This is a genomic window from Dyella sp. S184 (assembly GCF_009766065.1).
Taxonomy (GTDB): domain Bacteria; phylum Pseudomonadota; class Gammaproteobacteria; order Xanthomonadales; family Rhodanobacteraceae; genus Rhodanobacter.
The window spans coordinates 121269-146061 of record NZ_LMUE01000017.1 but is presented as its reverse complement, the minus strand read 5'-3'; the positions used below and the strand labels follow the sequence as shown (position 1 = coordinate 146061).

Below are 24793 nucleotides of genomic sequence, written 5' to 3'. Positions count from 1 at the left end.
CACTGGGGCGCCGCCCCAGTCATGCATCCCGACAGGTATCGCCATGCAATGTTTTGTCTATGCCAGCCAGCGCAAGCACGGCAGTTATCTGTGGCTGGCGCGGCGTGACGCGTTTGACGTGCTGCCCGAGTCGCTGGTGTTGCTGCTGGGCGAACTGCGCTTCGTGATGGAAGTGTCGCTCGACGAAGAGCGCAAGCTGCCGATCGAGGATACCGAGCAGGTACTCGAGCATCTGCGCACACAGGGCTGGCACCTGCAGTTGCCGCCAAATGAAACGCTGGCCACAGCAAACCACCTCGCCTACACGCATTCCCCGCAAGGTGAACGCGGCGAGTGAATCGCGCACATTTAAGTCGCTCGCGTTAACACTTGGTTACCGTCTGCACATCCAACGATTTCTATACTGTCGCCATGACCCAGCCCAAATCGCGCCGCCGCCCGCCCTTCCTGCAAGCTCTCGCCTGGTTCATCCCGGGGCTCATCGCGGTCGCCGCTGCCGGATTGGCGACCCATCCGCTGACGCTGATTCCGCTGCTGCTGGCCAATGCACTGACCATGGCGGCGATCTGCCACGCGATCGGTTTCGATCCCGAACCACGTTTCGGCCGCACCGTGTTGCGCCGCGGCGCCGCGCATCTGGTGATGTTCACCGGCTACACCGCACTGGTGTTCGTGCTGGTCGCGTGGCCGATGCTGCAGCTGAGCCAGGCGCCCAGCCTCGGTATGGCATTGCTGCTGGCCGCGGCACTGGTGCTGGCGCTGGTGGCCCTGTGGCGATTGTGGCCGGCGTTCGGACTGGTGTTCGTGTGGGACGACGCCTATCCGACCCAGCGCGATGGCTCATGGATCTTCACAGCCACCCTGCGCAGCATCGCGTTTGGTCGTCACCTGTCGCATGAGGAGCGTTTCTTCAGCCACTTCCTGCCCGCCGCGCTGGCCCTGTTGGTGCTGGCCTTCGGCGCGATCGCACTGACCGGCCTGGTTGGCATGCTGCCGTCCGAGCCACGCATCGCCGCACTGGTGCTGTACGGCATCGTGTTGCTGCCGCTGGGTTGCCTGGTCATTGCCAATCGCACGCTGCGTGCGCTGCTGTGCGAGCGACACCACCAGCCGCGTCGACGTACTGACAACACCGGGCTGCCGACGCAGGTAGCCGCAAGCATCCCGCGCCCCGTGTTGAGCGAAGAGGAGCGCACTGCCGGCACACCCGAGCAAGCGGAGGCTTTGCTGGCTGCCACCCGCGATGGCGATATCGAACGTGCGCTGGCGCTGATCGAAGCCGGCGCCGATCCCGACACCGCACCCGCTGCCGGAGACCGCGACCAGCGCCCGGTCTTGATGCTGGCCGCGCTGCTGCCCGACACCCGCCTGCTGCGCGCACTGATCGCCAAGGGTGCCGATGTGAACCGCACCAGCGGCGGTCTCACGCCACTGCTGGCTGCCACGCGTGACAGCTGGCACGGCCGCGCCGAGGCGGTGTTGACCCTGCTCGCCAACGGCGCCAGCCCGCTGGTCACCGATGCCGAAGGCAACACGCCGCTGCATGGCGCCGTGCTGAGTGCCGAGCCGGGCGTGGCGGCGATGCTGCTGGATGCCGCCGCACCGGTAAATGCACTGAACCAGGCCGGCATCAGCCCGCTGGCCACCGCCTGTCGCGCGGCCAACTGGACACTGGCGAAATTCCTGCTGGAACATGGCGCCAAGCCCGCGCCGGCCGATGGCGAGCCGGCGCTGGTCGCCGCCGCCGGCATCGCCGACGACGATGTCGCTGGCGTCAAGCTGCTGCTCAAGCACCGCGCTGCGGTCAACGCGGTCGACGCACGCCATCGGCATGCCCTGCTGGGCGCTGCCGCCGAAGGCCACGAACAGATCGCCCGCGCGCTGTGCGCCGCCGGCGCCGATGTCAATCTGGCCGACCAGAACGGCAGCACCGCGCTGATGGAAGCGGCGCGCGCCGGCGCGGGCGCAATCGTTCAACTGCTGGCCGTGGCGCAGCCCGATGCGCGCGTGCGCGACCAGCATGGCCGCGACGCACTGACCCTGGCCTGCCAGTCACCGCATGCGCAAGGTGAAACCGTTCGCGCGTTGCTCGCGCTGGGCGCCGAGCCAAAGACACCCGGCAGCGATGGCCGTAGCGCGCTCGATCACGCCGCTGCCGCCGGTCGCTGGGATCTGGTCGCACTGCTTGATCCGGACACACCGCTGCCAGCCAGCCTTAGCCGTGAGCTGCTGAGCGAGGGCGCGGATACGCCGACGCACCTGCTCGACGCACTACGCTTCGGGCACTGGGCAATCGTGTCGGGTTTTGCTGAGCGCGCGCGCGAATGGCCGTCGGCACAACTGGCACAGCTGTATCTCGATCTGGCCACCCCGGGCCTCGCGGCCGCGCGCCGCTGGCTGCTCGAACACGGCCTTGATGCCGAGACGCGACTGGAGGCCCCGCGACTGGACGACGCCGAAACCGGCGAAGCGCCGGCGCTGCCACCGTTGGGGCGGCGCCTGTTCGATGCCTTGCTACAGCAACTGCCGAGCTCGACCGAAGCACTGGAGGATTTGCTGCAGGCCGGTGCCAGCCCAGCCGGTGCCAACCTGCTGGCGCTGGCGTTGTCGCGTCTGAACGGTGCAGCGCAAGGCGCCGCGTTGCCGCTGAACCTGCTTGAGCGCGGTGCCGATCCGTTCGGCCCCGACGCGCGCGAACGCACGCCGCTGCATCTGGCCGTGGTCAATGCACAACCCGAGTTGTTGCAGGCCCTGCTGGCTCGCGGCTGTGATCCGAACACACGTGACCGCGACGGTCGTACCCCGTTGTTTGCCGCGCTCGAACATGGCGCGCAGGCGCTGCCGCTGGTGCGTGCGCTGATTGCCCACGGCGCCAACCCGGAAGCCGCCGACGCGAACGGTGAAACCCCCCTGGGGCTGGCACTGGAACATCCGGCCGTGGAACGTTGGCTGGACTGGCGCGACTGGCCACGGCCGCAGCGCCCGCTACGCGCCGATGACCTGCCCGCCGCCGCCGCTGCCGGCGCACTGGCCACGGTACAGCGTCTTCTGGAGCTGGGTTTCGCCGTCAATACGCAGGACGATCAGGGCGCCTCCGCACTGCTGCGCGCCTGTGGCGCCGGCCATCGCGAGGTCGCCGCCTGCCTGATTGATGCTGGTGCCGATCCCTCACTGGCCGCACGCAGCGGCGTGACACCGCTGGTTGCGGCGGTTGCCGCACGGCGTGAGGCGCTGGTTGGCTTGCTGCTGGAACACCAGGTCGCTGCGGACCAGCGCCTGCCGAACGATGCCACGGCGTTAATGGCCGCCGCCGCGATGGGTTATCCGGAGATCGTCGAGCAATTGCTGGATGCCGGTGCCGACGTCAATGCGGTCGATGCGGGCGGACGCAGCGCGCTGCATGCCGCCGCGCAATTCGGCTTCGAACACAACGACAGCCTGCGCGCGCGACGCCTGTTCGATGGCCTACTCAAGCACGGCGCCGACATCAACCATGCGGACGGTGAAGGCAAGACGCCGCTGCTGTTGCTGCTCGGTGCGGAACTGCGCCCCGGCAGCGATTGCGATGCCACCCATATCGGCGCGCTGGTGCCCTTGCTGCTGGAGGCCGGCGCCAAGGTCGAACACGCCGACCAGCGCGGCGTCACCGCGCTGCACGCCTGCGCGATGCATGCCTTGCTGCCACCTGCACGCGTCCTGTTGTCACGCGGTGCCGACCGCGGTGCCGTCGATGCGTTCGGTCGCACCGCTGCCGACGTGGCGCGTCAACTGGGTTATGTCGATATCGCGCACGAACTGGCCAGCCGCAGCGGCGCGATACCAAGCGTGCGCCAGACCCTGCGTCAGCCGGCGCAGCCAGCCGAGTAAGCGATCGTCACGGCACCGCTTTCCGGCGCAGTCGCCACGGTGCGCCATCGCAGTGCGCGCCATGCACTCACCACCTGTGCCGTTTCGATCTCATCCACCCGTCGAATCGCCGGCAGGCCACCGAGAACGACCACATCACTGCCGTACCCGCTGCGTGGTGTCCATACCTGCGGTGAGCGGGAACCCATCAGCACCACCAACGGGCAGCCCATGGCGGCGGCAAGGTGGGCCGGACCGGTGTCCACCGAGACCATGCTGTGGGCGATCTCCAGCAGCGCCTTCATGCGGCCGATCGGCAACACGGCAGCATCAATCCTGGATGACTTCGCATCGGTGACCGCGAGCAGCGTGTCGAGATAGCCTCTCTCGGCGGCCGAGCCGCAGAACAATACTTGCGCCTGTGGCAGCCGGTTGCTGATGGCACGTGCCAACGCGGCCCAGCGCTCCGCCGGCCAGGACTTGTCGTCATCTTCGGCGGCACGAATCCCACTCCAGCGCATGGTGCGCTTGTTGGCTGGCTGCAGCAGCACCAGCGGGCGCCCGGTCATGCCCTGGGTGCTCAACCATGCCTCGCGGTCAGCTCGCTCGCTCGCACTGACGTGCATCTTCGGCGCGGCGGCCACGGGGGACGTCGTCGGCGCGATGCTTGTACGGAATGCGGCCGGCGTGGTGTCGCCGAATCGCAACAGCAAGTCCACCCAGTGCTCGTCCTCGATCAGCGGGATGTCTTCGATGAAGGTGCAGTGGTCGGCCGGCACACCGGCCAGCGCCAGCATCGGTCGCACCTTGGTGCGCGTGCGCTCCACCGGTTCACTGATGTAGAACGGTGCCCCGCGCAGGCGCCGCAACGCCAGCACGGCACGCCACCGCTGCGGATGCATCCAGAGCGGCCCGGACTGCGAGTTGAGGGGAATGCAGTCGGCCACCTCCGGTTCCGCTGAGTAAAGCGCCGGCGACCAGTCCCCCAACGCGAGCAACTGGCAGGGCCGGCCAAAGCGCATGTGCAATTTGCGCAACAGCGGCTGCAACAGGATGGTGTCACCGAGCCGACCGAAGCGGATGACGACGGGGCCGGTCTCGGCAGGGCAGTGAATCGTAGGCATGACTCCAAACAACGCCGGAACCGGTAGCCGGTTGACCCAGCGTACTCCGGTCCTGCACGAACCTGCCGGATCGATCCGAACCGATCCGACTGGCTCAGTCAGTCGTCGCCGGCCAGCGGCTTCCCGGCATCACGCCGGCGCTGACGTTCGGCGCCCGGCTCGGCATCCGCCTCGAACAGTTGCTGCAGATCGACCAGCGCGTCGCGGGTGCTCTGGATCAGCTTGGTTTCGTCGTCATAGACCAGCGCCTGCTTCCTGAGCACATCCTCGTCATAGCGACGGAAACGCTCCACCCGGTCGGCCGCCAGCTCATGCGACAGGCCCAATGCCTCCAGTGTCTTGCGGGTCATCTTGAGACTGGAATGGAACGTCTCGCGCACCGGATCGTCCACGCCCAGGTCCATCAGCCGGAATACATGCTGGCGGTTGCGTGCCCGCGCCACGATCTTCAGATGCGGGTATTGCCGCTTGACCAGCTCCGCGGTGCGCAGGTTCGCCTCCGGGTCATCGGTGGCCAGCACGAACACCTCGGCCTTGTCGGCCTGCGCCGCACGCAGCAGTTCCGGTCGCGCCGGGTCGCCGAAGAACAAGTTGACGCTACCGAAGCGGCGCGAGAAATCCACCTGCTCGGCCGAATGCTCCAACGCCACGAACGGAATACCCTGTGCACGCAACACGCGGGCGACGATCTGCCCCACGCGTCCGAAGCCGGCGATGATCACTCGCGGTGTAGCGGTGTCGATGGTGTCGAACTCGCGCGCCGGTTTCCTCGGTTTCACGTTCAGCGCTTTCGCCGCCAGCACCACCAGCAGCGGCGTCAGCGCCATCGTCAGGGTGATCGCCAGCACCAGCGCATCGCGCTGGCCGATGTCGATCAGGCCCTGTTCGGCGGCCTGGCGCAGCACCACGAATGCGAACTCGCCGCCACACGCCAGCAGCACCACCAGGCGCAGGGTATCGGAACGATTGAGGCCGCCCAGCAAACGCCCCAACGGCCACAGCAGGATGCCCTTCAGCATCAACAGCGCTGCCACCAGGCCGAATACCAGGGCCGGTCGATGCAGCAGCAGTGACAGGTCCATCGACATGCCGACGCTGATGAAGAACAGGCCAAGCAGCAATCCCTTGAACGGCTCGATGTTCGATTCCATCTCGTGCCGATATTCGGAGTCGGCGAGCAGCATGCCGGCGAGGAAGGCGCCCAGCGTCGCCGAGACTCCGGCCAGCTCCATCAGCAGGGCGACGCCCATCACTACCAGCAGCGCAGTGGCGGTGAACACCTCCACCGAATCGGCGCGCGCCACGAAGCGGAACACCGGCCGCAGCAGATAGCGGCCGCCGACCACCACGGCCAGGATCACTCCGACCGTGCGCAAGACGGCATACAGATCGAAGTTGTGCGCGCCCGTCGAGGATGCCAGCAACGGCACCGCGGCAATCAGCGGGATCGCGGCCAGGTCCTGGAACAGCAGGATCGAGAACACCTGGCGGCCATATGCGGAGCCGGCCTCCTTGCGCTCGGCCAGGATCTGCAGGCCGAATGCGGTGGATGACAGCGCCAGGCTGCCACCGACGATCGCCGCCGCATTGCCCGACAGGCCGAACAGGTAGTACGCCACCGCGCCGATCGCCACGCTGCAGCTCAGCACCTGCAGCAGGCCGGTGCCGAATACCGAACGACGCATCACCCACAGTCGTTGCGGCGACAGTTCCAGACCGATCACGAACAGCATCAGCACCACGCCGAACTCGGAGATCGTCGCGACTCCTTCGGTATCGCTGATCAGGCCCAGCAACTGTGGCCCGATCACCATGCCGGCCAGCAGGTAACCCAGCACCGAACCCAGCCGGAAGCGCTTGGTCAGCGGTACCGCGATCACCGTCGCCAGCAGGAACACCACCGCGGTCTTCAGGAAGTGCTGGCTGTCCACGCGTGGGCGACTCCGATCGGGGAGCTCCAATTATTCCACGCGCTGAGGCTGCGTGCGGAACACGACAACCGGAAAAAGAACAGGCCCGCACGCGGCGGGCCTGTTCTTCGTCATGGACGATTGCCTCGTCCGTAGAGGCTTGCAGCGCTTACTTGTTCGGCACTTCCTTCAGACCACGATTTTCCAGCATCGGCTCGAGGCTCGGATCCTGGCCGCGCCAGTCCTTGTACATCTTCGCCAGATCCTCGGTGTTGCCTCGTGACAGGATCATGCTGCGGAAGTGGTCGCCATTCTCGCGGGTGAGGCCGCCGTGATCCTTGAAGTTCACGAAGGCATCGTCAGCCAGCATCTGCGTCCACAAGTAGGCGTAGTAACCGGCGGCGTAACCGTTGCCCCAGATGTGCTGGAAGTAGCTGGAACGGTAGCGCGGCGGCACGTAGCTGAGATCGATACCGTCCTTCTTCAGCGCAGCCGTTTCGAAGGCATCGGCATCCTGCAGCGGCGCATCGGCACCGAGCATGTGCCAGTTCATGTCGAGCAGGGCGGCAGCAGTCAGCTCGGTCATGTTGTAGCCCGAGTTGAACTTGCCGGCCTTCTTCATCTTGTCGACCAGTTCCTGCGGCATCGGTTCGCCGGTCTTGTAGTTCTTCGCGTAGTTGGCGAACACCTTCGGATCGGTGGCCCAGTGCTCGTTGAACTGCGACGGGAATTCGACGAAGTCGCGCGCCGTTGCGGTACCGGACAGGGTCGGGTACTGCTCGTCGGCGAACATGCCGTGCAGGCCATGGCCAAATTCGTGGAACATGGTGATCACGTCATCCAGCGACAGCAGCGCAGGCTGGCCTGCCGCCGGCTTGCTGAAATTGGCGACGTTGTAGATCACCGGCTTGGTACCGAGCAGCTTCGACTGGCCAACCAGGTTGTCCATCCAGGCGCCGCCGTTCTTGTTGTCGCGCTTGAAGTAATCGCAGTAGAACAGCGCCAGCGACTTGCCGTCCTTGTCGAACACCTCGAACACGCGCACGTCGGGCTGGTACACCGGGATGTCGTGGCGTTCCTTGAAGGTCAGCCCGTACAGCTGGTTGGCGGCATAGAACACGCCGTTCTGCAGCACGTTGTCGAGTTCGAAGTACGGCTTGATCTGGCTTTCGTCCAGATCGTACTTCGCCTTGCGCACTTGCTCGGCGTAGTAGTTCCAGTCCCACGGCTCCAGCTTGAAGCTGGGCTGCTTGAGTGCGGCCTGGTCCTTGTCAATCTGCGCCTGGATGTCGGCAGCCTCCGTCTTCGCGCGGGCCACCGCGGCCGGTGCAAGCTTGTCCATGAAGGCCATCGCCGTTTCCGGCGTCTTCGCCATCTGGTCGTCCAGCTTCCACGCCGCATAGTTCGGGAAACCGACCAGCTTGGCCTGCTCGGCGCGGATCTGCGCCAGCCGCTCGATGATCTTGCGGGTGTCGTTGTCGTCGCCCTTCTCGGCGCGGTTCCAGGAGGCCTCGAACACCGCCTGGCGGGTACCACGGTCGCTCAGGTCCTGCAGCTCGGGCTGCTGGGTGGTGTTCTGCAAGGTCAGCACGTACTTGCCGTCGGCGAGCTTGCGATCCTTGGCCGCCTGCGCGGCGGCTGCGAGTTCGGCGTCGGACAGCCCGGCCAGCTTGGTCTTGTCATCCACCACCACGGCGGCGTCCTTGGTCGCGGCGAGCAGCTTGTTGGTGAACTGCGTGCTGAGCGTGGACTCTTCCTTGTTGAGATCCTTCAGCTTGGCTTTGTCCGCCTCGGACAGCTTGGCGCCGGCATGCACGAAATTCTTGTAGACCACTTCGACCAGACGCGCCGATTCCGGATCGAGCTTGAGCGTGTCGCGCTGGTTGTAGACCGCCTCGACGCGCTGGAACAGCTTGTCATTGAGGTAGATCGCGTCTTCATGGGCAGCCAGCTTCGGCGCCTCATCTTCCTGCACCTTCTGCAGCGCGTCGTCGGTATTGGCGCCGGTGACTGCACCGAACACCGCCATCACGCGATACAGCATGACGCCGGATTTCTCCATCGCCACGAAGGTGTTCTCGAAGGTCGGTGCGTCCGGGTTGTCGGCGATCTTCTCGATCTCGGCCAACTGCTGCTTCATGCCCTCATCGATCGCCGGCTGGTAATCGCCGTCATGGATCTTGTCGAACGGCGGCGCCTGGTACGGCAACGTGCTGGCGGTGAAGAACGGGTTGCTGGTCATGGCGGTGGCGACCGGTGCGGCGCTGCTGGCGGGGGCCGCCGAGGCGGTCGGCGCGGGTGAGGTGGCGGCCCCATTCGGCTGCTGCGAGCAGGCGGCGAGGGCCATCGTGGTAGCAATCACAATCAAGCGGAGACGTAACATTCTGGCTTCCCCAAGTGGCGCGTCCATGGTCGGACACAGTAAGTCGGAACCTCCGACTGTACCCACTCCCGGGGGGTTTCTCCAAGCCCACAAGTCATGCAGTGATGCCCTGGTTCAGGCGGCCCGCATGTCGCGCAGCTGCCATGCCGCGCCGATCAGCAGATATAGCCGGTGCCGTACCACGCTCATCGGCAGGTCGGTCACCAGATCGACCTCCGTGTGCAGGTCCGCCACCCTGGCACTCACCTGCGCCGCGGGATCGGTGGCGCCCAGCGTGGTATCCACTGCATCCGGATCCGGTTGCACCGCGCACCAGCGCTGGAACAGGCTGTCGTCGCGCAGCGCCTGCTGCAATGCGGCAGCGAAGTCGTTTGGACCGGCGCCATCGTAGGCAAAGCGCGGGTCCGCACCACGCGCATGCGCCAGATCGGCGATGGAAAGGTAGTAATGGTTGCGGGCCATGTGGCCTCCGGCGATGGGAATCCACGCCATCCAAGCACAGCGGATGTGAAACTTAGCCCAAGGCTGCGACCGCAGCCTGCAGCTGCGCCGCTGCAGCTGCAGGCGCCACACCATGTGGCAGCACGCCCAAGCACGGCGCCGGCAACAGTTCACGCAGGGTCATCAGGTTTTCTGCCAGCGCGGCCATGTGCGGATCGATGCAGTTGCCGATCCAGCCGAGCAGGCGACAGCCGTCCGCTTCGATCGCTCGCGCACTGAGCAGCGCATGGTTGAGACACCCCAGCCGCAAGCCGACCACCAGGATCACCGGCAATTGCCATTGCTTCGCGATATCTGCCGCGAACAACCCCGGCGCCAATGGCACTAGCCAGCCACCGACGCCTTCGACCACCACCCGATGATGGCGGCCGGCCAGTTGATCAAACGCCTGGCGCATCGGCAGCAGTGAAATTTCCACGCCGTCATGCGCCGCCGCCAGATGGGGCGACAACGGATCGCGCAGCGCGACCGGATTGATCAGCGAATACGGCAGCACGGCACTGCCAGCCGATTGCAGCGCCAGCGCATCGTCGTTGCGCAGGCCTTCCGGCGTCTCCACGCAACCACTGGCCACCGGCTTCATGCCGCAAGCCGTATGCCCGGCCACCCGCAACGCATGCAACAGCGTGCACGCAGCGTGGGTCTTGCCGATGCCGGTATCGGTGCCGGCGATGAAGACACTGCGGTTGATCTCGGACAAGTCCAATCCCATGTGAGGTGAAATTCCTTGGCGATCCGTTCCTTACATCGCCACGCACAGGCCTCGGATCACCCGGCGCATAATAAATACTTTGACTACGGATCACGTCATGTTCGAACTGAAGTCACATGTTCCCGCCAGCAAGCGCGAACACTACGAGGATCTGGTGCAGCAGGCCCGCGGCCTGCTCGCCGGCGAGCGCGACCTGATCGCGAACGCGGCAAATTTCAGCGCACTGGTTTACCACAGCCTGCCCGATCTCAACTGGGCCGGCTTCTATCTGTACGACGGCAGCGAACTGGTGGTTGGCCCGTTCCAGGGCAAGCCGGCCTGCATCCGCATCGCGCTCGGTCGCGGCGTCTGCGGCACCGCCGCGCAGACGCGCCAGACCCAGCTGGTGCGCGACGTGAATGCGTTCGACGGACACATCGCCTGCGACGCCGCCTCGCAATCGGAAATCGTGGTGCCGCTGATCAAGGCGGATGGCAGCCTGCTCGGCGTGTGGGACGTGGACAGCCCGATCATCGATCGCTTCGACGAGGATGACCGCGCAGGCATGCAAGCACTGTGCACGGTGTTCATGGAAGCGATGCGCGGCTAGAACCGCGCCTGTCGTTCAGCGCTCGCGTCCTTGATGCGCACCATCACGCGGCTGGCGCAGCAGCGTCATCACCGCCTGTCGCGCCTCATCCACGCCAGTGCCGGCAGACGAGGAAAAGATCTGCGCCGTAGCATGCAGGCTTTCTGCTGCGAACTGCTTGCGCAACGTCGCCAGTGCCTGGGTGGCCTGGCCACGCGACAGCTTGTCGGCCTTGGTCAGCAACAGGTGACAGGGCAACTGGGTGGCGAAGCAGAACTCCAGCATCAGCCGGTCGAACTCCTTCAGCGGATGACGGATATCGACGATCAGCACCAGCCCGCGCAGGCTGCGGCGCTGATGCAGATAGGCGTCGATCTCCAGCTTCCAGTGCTCGCGCATCTCCAGCGGCACCTTGGCGTAGCCGTAGCCGGGCAGATCGATCAGGCGCACATCGATCGGTGGCTGGCCATCGATCTGGACCGGCGGCGGCAGGCTGAAAGCAACCATCTGCTGGGTACGACCGGGCGTCTTGGAGGTACGCGCCAGGCCCTTATGGCCAGTCAGTGCATTCAAAGCGCTGGACTTGCCGGCATTGGAGCGGCCGGCAAACGCCACTTCGGCGCCTTGATCGGCGGGCAACTGGCTGATGCGGTGAGCGGCGAGCACAAACTGCGCGCCTTGCAGGGGATTCGACATGGGAATGGTTTGACCAAGGTACGGTGGCGCAGGGATAATTCTTCGGTTTCTGCCTGCTGCAGGCCTGATGGCTGCAATCGACGGCAGTGTTTGCAAGTCTTTCGGGAGTCAAGTGTATGAGTTTTCGCTCCGCTGGTTTTCGACCCGCTGTTCTCGGGTCTGCCTTGGCCCTCGTGTTCGCGCTGTCTGCCAGTGCGCTGATGGCACAGAATGCCCAGCCGAAAACCGCCGCACCCGCTGCCGCCAGCACCGCTGCAACGCCGGCGAGCACCGCCAGCACGGCGGCCGTGCCGACTGCCGAAGCCGCGATCAAGCCGGGTGACGCCACCGCCGGCCAGGCCAAGGCTGCCGTCTGCGGCGCCTGTCACGGCCTCGATGGCAACTCCAGCGACGCGCAGTACCCGAAGCTGGCCGGCCAGAGCGAGCAGTACATCGTGCGCCAGCTGACCGACTTCAAGGCCGGCAAGCGGCAGAACCCGATCATGCTGGGCATGGCCACGCCACTGTCCGAGCAGGACATGCACGACATCGGCGCCTACTTCGCCAGCAAGACCCCGCTGCCCGGCGTGGCCGACCAGGCCCTGGTGGCGCACGGCGAACAGCTGTTCCGCGAAGGCGATACCAAGCGTGACATTCCTGCCTGCATGGCTTGCCACAGCATCGACGGTCGCGGCAATCCGGGCGCCATGTATCCGGAGCTGACCAGCCAGCACGCGCAGTACATCCAGGCCACGCTGAAGTCCTGGCATGACGGCACCACCTGGGGCGATGACCCGCACTCGCAGATCATGCCGTCGATCGCGCAGAAGCTCGATGCCGACGATATCGCCGCACTGGCCAGCTACATCGAAGGCCTGCACAGCGCCGACAGCCAGCCGGCTGCCGCCACACCCTAATCTGATCGATCCACGCGCCGACCGAAAGGTCGGCGCTGTCGGTTTCAGCCCGATCAGATCAGCCCGATTAAAATTAGCCCGACCCAGATCCCATCCCCGAGGTTAGCCATGTTGAAGCGTCTGCCGATCCTGTGTGCCGCCCTGCTCGCGCTTGCCGCCTGCAGCCAGAACAGTGGCAACAACAGCGCCGTCCAGCCGGCGACCCCCGCGCCGGCCGCAACGGCGCCTGCGGCAGCTCCGGCTGCACCGGCCAGTGCGGCTCCCGCGCCGACCGCCAGCGTCGCTCCAGCTGCCAGCGCAAGCACGGCCACCGCCGCATCTGCGCCAAGCAAGCCGGCGGCGGATGCCACGGCCTTCGTCGATGACGGTACCTGGGTGGAAGGCAAGGATTACGAGCGCATCGATCCGGCCCAGCCGAAGCTGACCGGCACCGACAAGATCGAGGTGGTCGAGGCATTTTCCTACGGCTGCCCGGCCTGCAATGCCTACCATCCGACGATGAATCAGCTGGTCAAGGAGCTGCCGTCGAACGCCGTGGCAGCCTTCCTGCCCGCTTCGTTCATGCCGCAGGAAAACTGGGTGACGCTGCAGCGTGCCTACCTCACCGCACAGGCGCTGGGTGTGGCCGACAAGGCGAACGACGCGATGTACACCGCCGTGTGGGGCACGCGCGAGCTGAGCTCGGAGAACGCCGATGGCACTGGTCTGAAGCCCAAGGATGCGCTGCCCACGATCGACGACATCGCCAAGGTCTATGCGAAGTTCGGCGCCGACCCGAAGGAGTTTGCCGCCGTCGCCAACTCGTTCACCATCAACACCAAGATGAAGCGCGCCGACGAGCTGATGAAGGCCTACGGCGTCGATGGCACGCCGACCCTGATCATCGATGGCAAGTACCGCTTCAGCCCGCTCAAGCTTGGCGACCCGGCAAAGTCGATCCAGTTGGCCAAGTGGCTGGTGGCGAAGGAAGCCGCCGGCAAATAAGTCGCCGGTGCCGTGCTCCGTCACTCACGGCAAGCACCCTGCCGGTCTTCGCACGATTGAGGAAAACCCATGTTCAAGCGATTTGCCCGTCCGTATCTGCTCACCCTGCTCGGTGGCCTGCTGCTGGCCAGTGCGTGTAGCGCCCAATCCGGCACACCGGCGCCGTACACCGAAGGCAAGGAATATGTGACGCTACCCGGGGCGCCTCAGCGCTACAGCAGCACGGGCAAGGTGGAAGTGGTCGAGGTGTTTTCGTACGCCTGTATCCACTGCGCGCACTTCGCGCCGATCGCCGAAAAGTTGCGCAAGGAGCTGCCGGCTGGGGCGGTGTTCAAGCTGGTACCTGCGTCGTTCAATAACGAATGGATGCCGTTCGCACGCGCCTATTACGCGGCGAAGCAACTCGGCGTGGTCGATCGCACCCATCAACAACTGTTCGACGCCAAGTGGGGGCAGAACTACCCGATCAATTCGATGGACGAACTGGCCGACTTCTATGCGGGCCATGGCGTAAACCGGGCAGATTTCTTGCGCATTGCCACTTCCGACGAAACCACCGCGAAATTGAAGGATGACTTCGCACTGATTCAGAAATGGGACGTGGATGGCACCCCGAGCATCGTGGTCGATGGCAAGTACAAGGTCGCCAACGTCCAGACGCTGGACGAGATGGCGGCGGTGGCCTTGTGGCTGGCCAAGCGCGAACTGAACGCTCAATAAGCCAGCCCTCGATGCAACGGCGCCGGTCGCTGCGCTGGCGCGATGTTCACATCCATTAGATCATGCTCATTGGCCTGTCTCCGGCCACTGCCCGATCACCATGACCGCTGGCATCCCCTTCCCCTGTAGTGTGTTGCGATGACCCGCGCCGCTGTCTCACAAGCCGCCCCTGCCGAGCGCCGTCTGCGCCTGCTGAGCTGCAACATCCTCGCCGGTGCCAGCGTGCAGCGTTACAGCGAATACGTCACCCGCAGCATCAATGCGGTGCTGCCGGGGCGCAACAAGATGGACAACCTCGACCGGCTCGCCGAAGTGCTGCCGCAGTTCGACGTGATCGGCCTGCAGGAAGCGGATGCCGGCAGCCTGCGTTCAGGTTTCCTCAACCAGACCCGCTATCTCGCCGAAACCGCCGGCATGCCTTACTGGAGCCACCAGCCGAACCGCGCAATGGCGCGACTGGCACATTCGGCGAATGGCCTGATCAGCCGACTGAAACCCCACTCGGTGCTGGATTACCCGCTGCCCAGCCGCATCCCGGGCCGGGGTGCGCTGCTGGCCCAGTTCGGCGAGGGCGACAGCGCGCTGGCCGTGATGATCGCGCACCTGTCATTGAGCGCACCGGCGCGCACGCGCCAGCTCGGTTTCATCGCCGAACTGCTGCACGACTTCCCCCATGCAATCCTGATGGGCGATCTGAACACGGAACCGCACAGCGCCGAGATGATCCACCTGTTCGCCAAATGCAACCTGCAGCCGCCCGAGCAATCGACGCTGACGTTTCCCAGCTGGAAACCGCGCCGCGCGCTGGACCACATCCTGACCTCGGCCGCGATCCAGCTGGACAAGGTATGGGCGCTGCCGCAGGCGTTTTCCGACCACCTGCCACTGGCCGCTGAAATCCGCCTGCCGGCGCATGTCGGCGGCACTTCGCGAAGCCGCCGCCGATGATGCCGATAAATACGACTCGCTGGCGCCACGCCCCGCCTTGGCTGCTGCTGGTCGCCGTCGGCGCGGCTGCAGCATGGTTGCGCTATGACCTGATCGAACCCAGCGACATCGGGGAACTGTGCGGCGCTAGCCACAGCCCGACATGGTGCGAGTGGCGCTTATGGCTGGTGCTGGGCTTCCAGCACCACGCCTACGGCATCAGCCTCTACGGCGTAGCCGCACTGGCCGCGGCGGCGCTGGCACTGCTGTGGAAACGGCCATCGGCAGCGTGGCTGGCCGCGGCGCTGGGCGCATTTGCATTGCAGCTGTACTGCTTCGAGCCCGGTGCATTGGCGTTGCTGATCGGCTGCCTAAGCCTGCTGCGGATACAGGCGCAAGTGTTGCCGCGCACGACGCCAGCCGAGTAATACCGGCACCGCGAGCAACAGATTCAGTCCCAACCATAGCCACGCCACCGGCGTGAGTCCGGCTTCCTGCAGCACCACGATTGCTGCCAATACGGGCAGCCATGCCGCAAGGAAACGCTCCTCCAGCGCCGGCATCCGCACGACCTGTTCACTGGATAACCAGTACACCAGCGCATAGCCGAGACAAGGCAGTTCGAACAGGCCGAGTGGCAAGTCGCGATAGCGCCCATCGAACACCAACAGCAGACCGTAAAACGCCAGCACGAACAGCCATCCGAACCGCAACCATGCCGGAGGCACAGGTGGTTGGGTGATACCAGCCAGCCTTGCTGCGATCCAGCGTGCCAGCAACAACACCGTCACCAGTGCGAACGCGCAGGCGAGCAGCGACGCCGTCCATTCCCATCGATCGCGACAGGCAAACAACATCTGCCGGTATTGCCACGCCAAGGCACAGCCACTGGCAAACCCGGTCAGCTTCAAGGCCAGCCAGCCGCGCCAACCACGACGCCAAGCGCCGACCAGCACGAACAGCCACGCGCCCGCCACGCCAGCCACCCAGCCGGCCCACCAGCGCGGTTCCTCGGTTACCGGTCCCTGCATCGCGAACTTCGGCCGTGCCTGCGCATCGAAGATGCCCCAGTAACCGCCGGCCGTGCCTTCCTGCTCGCGCTTCCATGGCTGGTCGAACGCCTCGATCACGTTGTACGGCATGTTCACCGTGGCCGCGTAGCGCAGGAATTCACGCAAGTAGCGCGCCTCGTTGATCAGGCTGGCGCTGGCCGCCTGGCGCGGCCGCCCCGCGCTGGGCCAACCGGTTTCACCGATCATCACGCGGCGACCGGGAAACGCTTGCTGCACTTTCGCGTAGACCGTCGCGACATGCTGCACCGCGCGCTCCGGCGACACCGGCGTGTCCTCCCAATACGGCAGGATGTGGATGGTGAGGTAGTCGACCGAACCGGCCAGCTCGGGATGGCGCAGCCAGAACTCCCACACATCCGCATACGTCACCGGCACGCTGACGGCAGAGCGCACTTCATGCAGATAGCCGGCCACTTGCGCCGATGACAATTCGCCGCGCAACAGCACCTCGTTGCCGACGATCACCCCACGCAGCACCTGCGGGTACTTGTGCGCGATGGCGATGCCAAGCTGGACCTGCTGCTCATTCGCCTTCTTGTCGCTGCCCAGCCAGATACCCAGCAGCACCTTCATGCCGTAGCGGCTGGCGATTTCCGGCACCGCGCTGAGGCCCTGTCCCTGCGAATACGTGCGCACGCAATCGAAGCGCTGCGACAGCGCACGCAAATCTTCATCGATGCGCGCAGGGCTGATGAACGCGTTTGGATCCAGCGGCGTCTCGCCCGCCTTGCGGAACGGCGCGTACGACACGCAGGCGATCCGCGCCGATGGTGCGTCAGGCAGCATCACCGGGCGACCGATCGCCCACCACCAGTACGCGCCGGCGAGTGCCAGCAAGGTCAACACCAGCCACGCGAATCCGTGCCGGTGATTGACGGGCGAAGAAGCTGACGACATGCCGGTTCCGTAGATGCTGACGACGAAGCGCGTCAGCTTAACAGGCGTATCCGAGTGCGCCGAAGACCCGCGTTCACCTGGGGCCACGGAGGCTTGAACTAAACTGGCAGAGGATCGACCGCAGGAGTTCGCATGTTTTCTCGTTCACCTTCGCGGCGCACGCTGCTGGCCGGTTTGTTGTTGACCGCCGGCTGGCTGCTCGCCGCCACCAGCGCACCGGCCAGCGAACCCACGGCCGCCCAGCGTGCCGCCTTCAAGCAGGCTTATGCCGCCGCGCAGCAGGGCGGCGACAGCTGGCGCAGCCTGGCTAGCGGACTGCGCGACTATCCGCTGTATCCCTACCTGCAGGCCGCCGCGCTGGAGCACGATATCCAGCAGACTGATCGTGCCACGGTGGAGGCGTACCTCAAGCAATACCCGGACTGGATTCCCGCTGCCGACCTGCGCCGCGACTTCCTGCTGGAACTGGCACGGCGGCAGGACTGGAACAATTTTCTCGCGATGTACCAACCGGGCCTCAGCGACGCGCTGACTTGCGATGCGCTGCAGGCACGACTGGCTAATGGCGGCACGCTGGATTTCGACAAGGACCTGGCGACGTTGTGGGCCAAGCCAAACCTGCCCGGCGCCTGCACCCCGGTGTTGAGCGCCGCGCATGACCAAGGCCTGCTCACCAGCGCCCGGGTGTGGACGCGGATCGATCGCGCCGCGGACGCCGGCCAGGGCGGCACCATCGCCAGCCTGGCCGATTGGCTGCCAACAGACGACCGCGCCTCCGCACAGCAACTGGCGCTGGCCTTGCGCGATCCGGCCAGCGCCGCGGCGGCGGCGGCAAACTGGCCCGATACTCCGCGCTATACGCAGGCTGTCACACTGGCGCTGAGCCGGCTGGCACGGCGCCAATCCGACAGTGCCGACTACGCTTGGCAGCAATTGCAGACCCGCTTCAGCTTCAGCGAGCCGCAGCGCGACCAGATCCTGTATGCGCTGGCGCTGTTCCATGCCACCGATTACGACGATGGCGCACTGGCCCGGCTGATCGCCCTGCCGGCCGCCGCGCAAACCGATACCAGCCGCGAATGGCGCGTGCGTGTAGCGCTGGCGCAGCAGGATTGGCCCGCGGTGCTGGTCGCGATCGACGCGATGCCACCCAGCCTGCAGCAGAATGGCGAGTGGCGCTATTTCCGCGCCCGCGCGCTGACCACCACCGGCCAGACCGGACCGGCACAGGCGCTGTATGCCAGCCTCGCCAGGGAAACCACGTTCTTCGGCTTCCTCGCCGCCGACCAGCTCGGACAACCTTACGCAATCTGCCCACGTGCGCCGATCGACGACCCGCAGCAGGAGCAGATGCTACTCGCGCAACCCAGCCTGCAGCGCGCGTTCGAGCTGTTCGCGGTGGACCTGCCGAAGCTGGCACGTCGCGAATGGGCGCGCGCGCTGGATGGCGCCGACGAACGCACTCAGGTGCTGGCTGTCGAACTGGCGGACGCCCGCGGCTGGTACGACCGCGCGGCGTTCACCCTCAACCACGACGAGGCGATGCGCTACTACACACTGCGTTTCCCGCTCGCCAGCCAGGACGGCCTGGTAGCGCAGGCAGGGCAAGCGGGCATCGACCCCGCCTGGGCTTACGGCATCCTGCGCGCAGAAAGCGCCTGGGTGAGCGACGCGCGCTCCGGTGCCGACGCGCGCGGCCTGATGCAGCTGGTGCCGGCAACCGCCGAACTGGTCGCCAGGAACAATGGCCTGAACTGGGGCGGTGGCGACACCTTGTACGACCCGACCGTGAACATCACCCTTGGCACGCGCTATCTGGCGCAGCTGGCCGAACGCTACAACGGCGCGCCATGGCTTGCCAGCGCGGCCTATAACGCCGGACCCAACCGCGTCGACCAGTGGGTAGCCGCACGCAGCAAGCTGGCGCCGGACCTGTTCGTCGCCACCATCCCGTTCAAGGAAACCCGCGAATACGTCGCGCGCGTGATGGACTTCAGCGTGATGTACGACTGGCGCCTGCACGGCAACGCGGTACTGCTGAGCACGCGGCTGACCGCGATCGGCCAGCCGTATGGACTGCCAGACGCCAGCACAGTACGCAGGATGACCGACTGCCCGCCGCCCGCAGCGGTCAGCGCGCCAGCTAACGCCGCCTCCACGCCCCACGCTTCACCATAGGACTCTACCCAAGGATCGATCCGCATGGCCGCACAGCAACTCGTCATCCTCGGCGGCACCGGTTTCGTCGGCAGCCATCTGGTGCCGCGGCTTGCCGCCGATGGCCATCGCATCGTGCTGCTCAGCCGCAACCGCGAGCAGCACCGTGAGCTGGGCGTGCTGCCGCAGGTGCGCGTGCGCAGCGCCGACGTCTACGACGATGATGTGCTGCGCCGTGAGCTCGCGGGCGCCGACGCGGTGATCAACCTGATCGGCATTCTCAACCCGAGTGGCAAGCACACCTTCCAGCGCGCGCATGTGGATCTGACCAGGCGCCTGATCGCGGCCTGCCATGCCAGCGGCGTCGCCCGACTGCACCAGATGAGCTCGCTGAAAGCCGGTCAGGGCCTGTCGCAGTATCTGAAGACGCGTGGCGAAGCGGAATCGCTGGTCAAGGCCTCCGGACTCGACTGGACGATCTACCAGCCCAGCGTGATCTTCGGCGACGGTGATGGCCTGGTCAGCCGCTTCGCCGCGCTGCTGCGGCGCCTGCCAATGCTGCCGCTGGCACGAACCAAGGCGCGCATGGCACCCACCTGGGTCGGCGACGTGGCCGAGGCGATCACCCGTTGCGTCGGCAGCGACAAGCTCGGCCAGCGTCGCTGCTTCGAACTGTACGGTCCAGACATACTGACGCTCGGTGAGATCGTGCGAGCGGTCCGCGACACTGCCGGCCTGCGCACACCGGTCATCCCACTACCCGACAGTCTCGGCCAGCTGCAGGCACAGGTCGCTGGCCTGCTGCCAGGCACGCCATTTTCGCTCGACAACTTCCGCTCGCTGCGCACCGACTCGGTTGGCAAAACGGACGGCTACGCCGCGTTCGGCATCGTGCCGCAGCCGTTTATTCCGTGGTTGCCACGATTGCTTGGTGGTTCACCGCTGCAACGGCGACTGGATCAGGCACGGGCAGCGCGGCGCTGATTAATCACCCGGCAACAGATGTTCCTGCACCAGCCGGCTGGTGGATTCGCTCAACCGCCCCTGATCATCGAAGTGCAGCACCACCACCCAGTTGTAGACATCACCCGGCCATGTCTTGCGTCCCAGCAACTGCTTGGCATCCCCGCCCAAGGCCTCGATCAGCTTCACGATATGGCCGTGATGCCAGGCGATCAGCACCACCGGCGCCTCGTTCTTCTTGCGTAACTCCTTTGCCAGATCGTCGACCTGATCGTCGGCCCAGGGCTGCTCGATCGGCATCTGCAGACGCGCGGCCAACGGCGTCAAGGTAAGCCGCGGGCGCATGCTCGCCTTGCTGTCGCTGGTGGCGATCAGGCGCTGCGGCACCAAGGCCGTGCCATCGAGCTGGAACGGATCGAAATAGCTGGCGTAAGCCTGCGCACGCTGCTCGCCGCGCGGGCTGAGGCCATTGCCCTGGTCGGGTTTCTCGGCGTGCCGAATGATCAGCACGGTGACATCGCGCAGACCGCGCGTGTCCTTGTCGGCGTGGTGCGCGGACACCAGCATGGGCCATAGCAACACCACCCAGATAAGTTTGCGTATCTGCATGACCCGGATTCCATATGGAGAGTGCGCGCCAGAATATCAGCGCGATCACGTGATCATGGCCACGGGGCTGAATGGATACCAAAGCGACGATGTGATGCGCGCCGGTGAGCGAGCGCATGGCAGAATCCCGGCATGCACATCTATCTGGTCGGCGGCGCGGTCCGTGACAAATTGCTGGGGCGGCCGGTGGTCGATCACGACCATGTGGTGGTCGGCGCGCTGCCCGAGGAGCTGCTGGCGCTGGGCTACAAGCCAGTGGGCAAGGATTTCCCTGTGTTCCTTCACCCCAAGACCGGTGAGGAATACGCGCTGGCGCGTACCGAGCGCAAGACCGGACGCGGCTACCATGGCTTCGTGTTCCAGGCTGATGCTTCGGTGACGCTGGAGCAGGATCTGGCGCGGCGCGACCTCACCATCAATGCCATTGCCGAGGACACACACGGCGCGCTGACTGATCCGTATCGCGGCGTGCACGATATCGAGGCGCGCGTGCTGCGGCATGTCTCGCCCGCGTTTGTGGAAGACCCTGTACGCGTACTGCGGGTGGCGCGCTTCGCCGCGCGCTTCGCGCCGCTGGGTTTCACGGTGGCCGCCGAGACGATGGCGTTGATGCAGCAAATGGTCGCCGACGGCGAAGTGGACCACCTGGTACCCGAACGGGTGTGGGCGGAAACGCGCAAGGCACTGGGCGAACCGCAGCCGTCGGCATTCCTGCAGGTGCTGCGCGCATGTGGTGCGCTGGCGGTGCTCTTTCCGGAACTAGATGCGCTATACGGCGTGCCGCAGCGCGCCGAGTTCCATCCCGAGATCGACACCGGCGTGCATCTGGAAATGGTGTTGGACGCGGCGGCGCGGCTGGCGCCGGGCGACGATCTGGTCGGCTTCTGCGCGCTCACGCATGACCTCGGCAAGGCGCTGACGCCGATCGATGAACTGCCGCGCCATGTCGGCCACGAACACCGCGGCGTGGCGCCGCTGCGTGTGCTGGCCGCGCGCCTGAAGGTACCGACCGAACACGCCGCGCTGGCCGAACTGGTCTGCCGCGAGCATCTGAATGCGCACCGCGCGTTCGAGCTGAAGCCGGCCACCGTGCTGAAGTTGCTCGGCGCGCTCGATGCACTGCGGCGCCCTGCGCGGCTGGACGCCTTCCTGGCCGCCTGCGAGGCCGACAAGCGCGGCCGGCTGGGGCATGAGCAGGATGCCTACCCGCAGGCGGCATACCTGCGCGCAGCGCTTGCCGCGGCGGCAGCCGTGGATGCGAGTGAGTTTGTCGAACAGGGTCTGGCTGGCCCGGCCATCGGCGCGGCCATGGCAACAGCGCGCACCGACGCGATCGCCGCCGTAAAAACTAACCATCCGCCAAGCTGATCCGCGGTATAAAGCCCCGATAAAGATTGCCCGCAGCGGGCATCCGTCGATCTCACGTTCTGCTGGAGCTGCCCGTGCCCCGCGCATTCACCCGAGTCTCACCCCTGCGTCAGCGCTTCCGTCCGCTCTGGTGGCTGGCAATCACCTTCGTGCTGATCTCCTTCATCACCCGCGTGGCGCTGCTGGTCATGTCCGGCCAGGAAATACCGCACACGCCGTTGAACCTGCTGTACGCCTTCGGCGTGGGCCTGGGCTACGACCTGGTCACCTTCATCTACGTGGCGTGGCCAATGGTGCTGATGCTGTGGCTGGTACCGGCACGACGCGCGCCGATTTCCGGCCTCGGCCTGTGGCTGCTGTACCTGCTCGGCATGGCGCTCTTGTATGCAGCCTGCCTCGGCCTGGTGTTCCTGCTGTGGCATGTGCATGTGCACGAGTCGTGGCCGCTGATCGTGCTGTTCCTGTTCTTCCTGCCGATGCCGGCGCTGGCGTATTCGGCACGCAGCGGCCAGTGGGCGATGTACGTGATGGGCCTGGTGCTGCTGTACGGCCTGTTCTTTGTGGCGGCATCCGAACTGGTGTTCTGGAACGAGTTCAGTGTGCGCTTCAATTTCATCGCGGTGGACTATCTGGTCTACACCAACGAAGTGATCGGCAATATCCAGGAGTCCTACCCGATCGGCCGATGGCTTGCGCTGCTGATGGTGGCCGCGCTGGTCGTGTTCGTACTGACCAAGCGCGGCCTGCGTACGCGCGATGACGGCAGCCGGTTCTGGCAGCGCAGCAAGTTGGCGCTGGTGTGGCTGGTGCTGACCGTGCTCTCGCTGTTCGCGGTGAACAGCGGCATGAAGGATCGTACCGGCAACAGCTACGTCGACGAGCTGGCCGGCAATGGCATCTATCAGTTCTTTGCCGCGTTCCGCAGCAGCCATCTCGATTACGCGAAGTTCTACCAGACCCTGCCGGAAGATCAGGCGTTCCGCATCCTGCGCGACAACGTGAAGGCACCGAACGCAAGCTTCGTCAGCGACGATCCGAAGGATCTCACCCGCGCGATCACCCACGTGGGGCCGGAGAAGCATCTCAACGTGGTGCTGATCAGCGTGGAGAGCCTGTCCGGCGATTACCTGGGCACGTTCGGCAACAAGGAAAACCTCACGCCGTATCTGGACTCGCTGGTCAGCCAGAGTGTGTTCTTCGACAACATGTACGCGAACGGCACGCGCACCGTGCGCGGGCTGGAAGCGTTGGCGTTGTCGGTACCGCCGACGCCGGGCGATTCGCTGATCCGCGAACACAACAACGAAAACCTGTTCTCGATCGCCGACATCTTCAACGATCGCGGCTACCAGTCGGACTTCGTCTACGGTGGCTACGGCTACTTCGACAACATGAACTACTTCTTCAGCCACAACGGCTACAAGACGGTGGACCGGGGCGACATCCCCAAGGATGCGGTGATCCATAGCCAGAACGTGTGGGGGGTCTCCGACGAGGATCTGTACACGCTGGCATTGAAGCAGATGGATGACGCGCAGGCGGCCGGCAAGCCGTTCTTCCTGCACATCATGACCACCTCCAACCACCGGCCGTATACCTACCCGGCCGGCCGGGTGTCACAGATTGCGCCGTCGCGTCCCGGCGCAGTGGCGTATACCGACTGGTCGATCAAGGATTTCATCGAGCGAGCGCGCAGCAAGCCGTACTTCGACAATACCGTGTTCGTGATCACCGCCGATCATTGCGCCTCCAGCGCCGGCAAGACCGCCATACCGATCATCCACTACCACATCCCGCTGTGGATCTATTCGCCGAAGAACTTCCCGCCGCAGCGCGTGCATACCTTGATGGGGCAGCTGGACATCCCGCCGACCCTGCTCGGCATGCTCAACTTCAGCTACCGCACGCGCTTCTTCGGCCAGGACGTGTTCCAGCTGCCAGCAGGCGGCGGCCATGCCATGCCCGGCACCTACGAGAAGCTCGGCTACCTGCGCGACGACGTGCTCACCGTGCTGGAACCGCGCCGCAAGCTGGAGCAGTTCAAGCCGGACTACACCACTGGTGATGCCACGCCGATCCAGCCGGTGGACCAGACCTTGGTCGACCAGGCGATCGCCTACTACCAAGTCTCCAGCGATCTGTTCAAACGTGGTCAGCTGGTACGCCGCCCCAGTGACGCGACACCGGTGCAGCCGTTGCCCTTGCCCGCTGCCGCGTCATCGGTACCTGCGCCGGCCAGCTCGGCACCTGCACCCAGCAGCTCAATGCCAGCACCAGCCAGTAGTACGAGGACGACACGCTGAGCTGCCGCCAAGCCATCATGAAGTGTCCTTAGGCATTCTGCCGTCGGTCGACACCCTCATTACTTGCGCAAACGCGCGTTTTGCCGAATCGGCGCTATGACTTTGACATGGATTTTTCGCATTCCCTCTCCAGAACCAGCAAGCACGTGTCCGAAC

20 protein-coding genes are annotated in these 24793 nt (G+C 65.4%); 12 read left to right on the top strand and 8 right to left on the bottom strand.

From position 1 onward, the window contains the following. Window positions 1-43: 43 nt before the first annotated feature. Window positions 44-337, top strand: a complete 294-nt coding sequence (locus GSQ75_RS18465) for a YcgL domain-containing protein (RefSeq protein ID WP_158756349.1) — start codon at window positions 44-46, stop codon at window positions 335-337. Between the two features lie 74 nt (window positions 338-411). Next, window positions 412-3867 (top strand): ankyrin repeat domain-containing protein, encoded by a 3456-nt coding sequence (locus GSQ75_RS18460; protein WP_158756348.1) that lies wholly within the window; start codon window positions 412-414, stop codon window positions 3865-3867. On the opposite strand, the gene GSQ75_RS18455 is transcribed toward GSQ75_RS18460, so the two are convergent. The 5 genes from GSQ75_RS18455 to bioD form a co-directional block, all read right to left on the bottom strand. Beyond that, the gene (locus GSQ75_RS18455; protein WP_158756347.1) at window positions 3843-4970 is read right to left on the bottom strand and encodes a glycosyltransferase family 9 protein; all 1128 of its coding nucleotides are present in this window, start codon (window positions 4968-4970) and stop codon (window positions 3843-3845) included. The two genes, GSQ75_RS18460 and GSQ75_RS18455, sit on opposite strands and share 25 nt — an antisense overlap. Window positions 4971-5068: 98 nt before the next feature. Then, the gene (locus tag GSQ75_RS18450; protein ID WP_158756346.1) at window positions 5069-6901 is read right to left on the bottom strand and encodes a monovalent cation:proton antiporter-2 (CPA2) family protein; all 1833 of its coding nucleotides are present in this window, start codon (window positions 6899-6901) and stop codon (window positions 5069-5071) included. A 148-nt stretch (window positions 6902-7049) separates the two neighbouring features. After that, the gene (gene dcp / locus GSQ75_RS18445) at window positions 7050-9263 is read right to left on the bottom strand and encodes a peptidyl-dipeptidase Dcp (RefSeq protein ID WP_158756345.1); all 2214 of its coding nucleotides are present in this window, start codon (window positions 9261-9263) and stop codon (window positions 7050-7052) included. A 114-nt stretch (window positions 9264-9377) separates the two neighbouring features. Next, complete coding sequence (locus GSQ75_RS18440; protein ID WP_158756344.1) at window positions 9378-9725, bottom strand: hypothetical protein; 348 nt, start codon at window positions 9723-9725, stop codon at window positions 9378-9380. A 52-nt stretch (window positions 9726-9777) separates the two neighbouring features. Further along, window positions 9778-10455, bottom strand: coding sequence for a dethiobiotin synthase (gene bioD / locus GSQ75_RS18435; RefSeq protein WP_158756440.1), 678 nt, complete (start codon window positions 10453-10455; stop codon window positions 9778-9780). A gap of 118 nt (window positions 10456-10573) precedes the next feature. On the opposite strand from bioD, the gene GSQ75_RS18430 reads away from it, so the two are divergent. Then, window positions 10574-11065, top strand: a complete 492-nt coding sequence (locus GSQ75_RS18430) for a GAF domain-containing protein (RefSeq protein WP_158756343.1) — start codon at window positions 10574-10576, stop codon at window positions 11063-11065. 15 nt (window positions 11066-11080) lie between these two features. Here the strand turns inward: GSQ75_RS18430 and yihA are convergent, their stop codons facing one another. Beyond that, window positions 11081-11740, bottom strand: a complete 660-nt coding sequence (gene yihA, locus GSQ75_RS18425) for a ribosome biogenesis GTP-binding protein YihA/YsxC (RefSeq protein WP_158756342.1) — start codon at window positions 11738-11740, stop codon at window positions 11081-11083. Window positions 11741-11856: 116 nt separating this feature from the next. On the opposite strand from yihA, the gene GSQ75_RS18420 reads away from it, so the two are divergent. The 5 genes from GSQ75_RS18420 (at window position 11857) to GSQ75_RS18400 (ending at window position 15695) form a co-directional block, all read left to right on the top strand. After that, entirely contained in the window at window positions 11857-12636 is a 780-nt protein-coding gene (locus GSQ75_RS18420) for a c-type cytochrome (protein ID WP_158756341.1), read from the top strand. A gap of 108 nt (window positions 12637-12744) precedes the next feature. After that, entirely contained in the window at window positions 12745-13620 is an 876-nt protein-coding gene (locus GSQ75_RS18415) for a thiol:disulfide interchange protein DsbA/DsbL (RefSeq protein ID WP_158756340.1), read from the top strand. A 69-nt stretch (window positions 13621-13689) separates the two neighbouring features. Then, on the top strand, window positions 13690-14340 hold the full coding sequence (locus tag GSQ75_RS18410; protein ID WP_158756339.1) for a thiol:disulfide interchange protein DsbA/DsbL: 651 nt from the start codon (window positions 13690-13692) through the stop codon (window positions 14338-14340). A gap of 138 nt (window positions 14341-14478) precedes the next feature. Continuing rightward, a complete protein-coding gene (locus tag GSQ75_RS18405) occupies window positions 14479-15288 on the top strand; it encodes an endonuclease/exonuclease/phosphatase family protein (protein ID WP_158756338.1) in 810 nt (269 codons plus the stop codon). Then, window positions 15285-15695: a hypothetical protein gene (locus GSQ75_RS18400; protein WP_254058649.1), complete on the top strand. Its 411-nt coding sequence runs from the start codon at window positions 15285-15287 to the stop codon at window positions 15693-15695. The genes GSQ75_RS18405 and GSQ75_RS18400 overlap by 4 nt, the downstream gene beginning before the upstream one ends. Here GSQ75_RS18400 and GSQ75_RS18395 read toward each other — a convergent pair. Next, complete coding sequence (locus tag GSQ75_RS18395; protein ID WP_158756337.1) at window positions 15639-17237, bottom strand: glycoside hydrolase family 17; 1599 nt, start codon at window positions 17235-17237, stop codon at window positions 15639-15641. The two genes, GSQ75_RS18400 and GSQ75_RS18395, sit on opposite strands and share 57 nt — an antisense overlap. 132 nt (window positions 17238-17369) lie before the next feature. On the opposite strand from GSQ75_RS18395, the gene GSQ75_RS18390 reads away from it, so the two are divergent. Continuing rightward, complete coding sequence (locus tag GSQ75_RS18390) at window positions 17370-19415, top strand: transglycosylase SLT domain-containing protein (RefSeq protein WP_158756336.1); 2046 nt, start codon at window positions 17370-17372, stop codon at window positions 19413-19415. Window positions 19416-19439: 24 nt separating this feature from the next. Further along, the gene (locus GSQ75_RS18385) at window positions 19440-20378 is read left to right on the top strand and encodes a complex I NDUFA9 subunit family protein (RefSeq protein WP_158756335.1); all 939 of its coding nucleotides are present in this window, start codon (window positions 19440-19442) and stop codon (window positions 20376-20378) included. Here the strand turns inward: GSQ75_RS18385 and GSQ75_RS18380 are convergent, their stop codons facing one another. Further along, window positions 20379-20966 (bottom strand): flagellar basal body-associated protein FliL, encoded by a 588-nt coding sequence (locus GSQ75_RS18380; RefSeq protein ID WP_158756334.1) that lies wholly within the window; start codon window positions 20964-20966, stop codon window positions 20379-20381. It abuts the gene before it with no gap. 132 nt (window positions 20967-21098) lie between these two features. Here GSQ75_RS18380 and GSQ75_RS18375 point away from each other — a divergent pair, with 132 nt between their 5' ends. Both GSQ75_RS18375 and GSQ75_RS18370 read left to right on the top strand, forming a co-directional pair. Continuing rightward, complete coding sequence (locus GSQ75_RS18375; protein WP_158756333.1) at window positions 21099-22334, top strand: multifunctional CCA addition/repair protein; 1236 nt, start codon at window positions 21099-21101, stop codon at window positions 22332-22334. Window positions 22335-22408: 74 nt separating this feature from the next. Beyond that, window positions 22409-24637: an LTA synthase family protein gene (locus GSQ75_RS18370; RefSeq protein WP_254058648.1), complete on the top strand. Its 2229-nt coding sequence runs from the start codon at window positions 22409-22411 to the stop codon at window positions 24635-24637. Window positions 24638-24793: the final 156 nt, after the last annotated feature.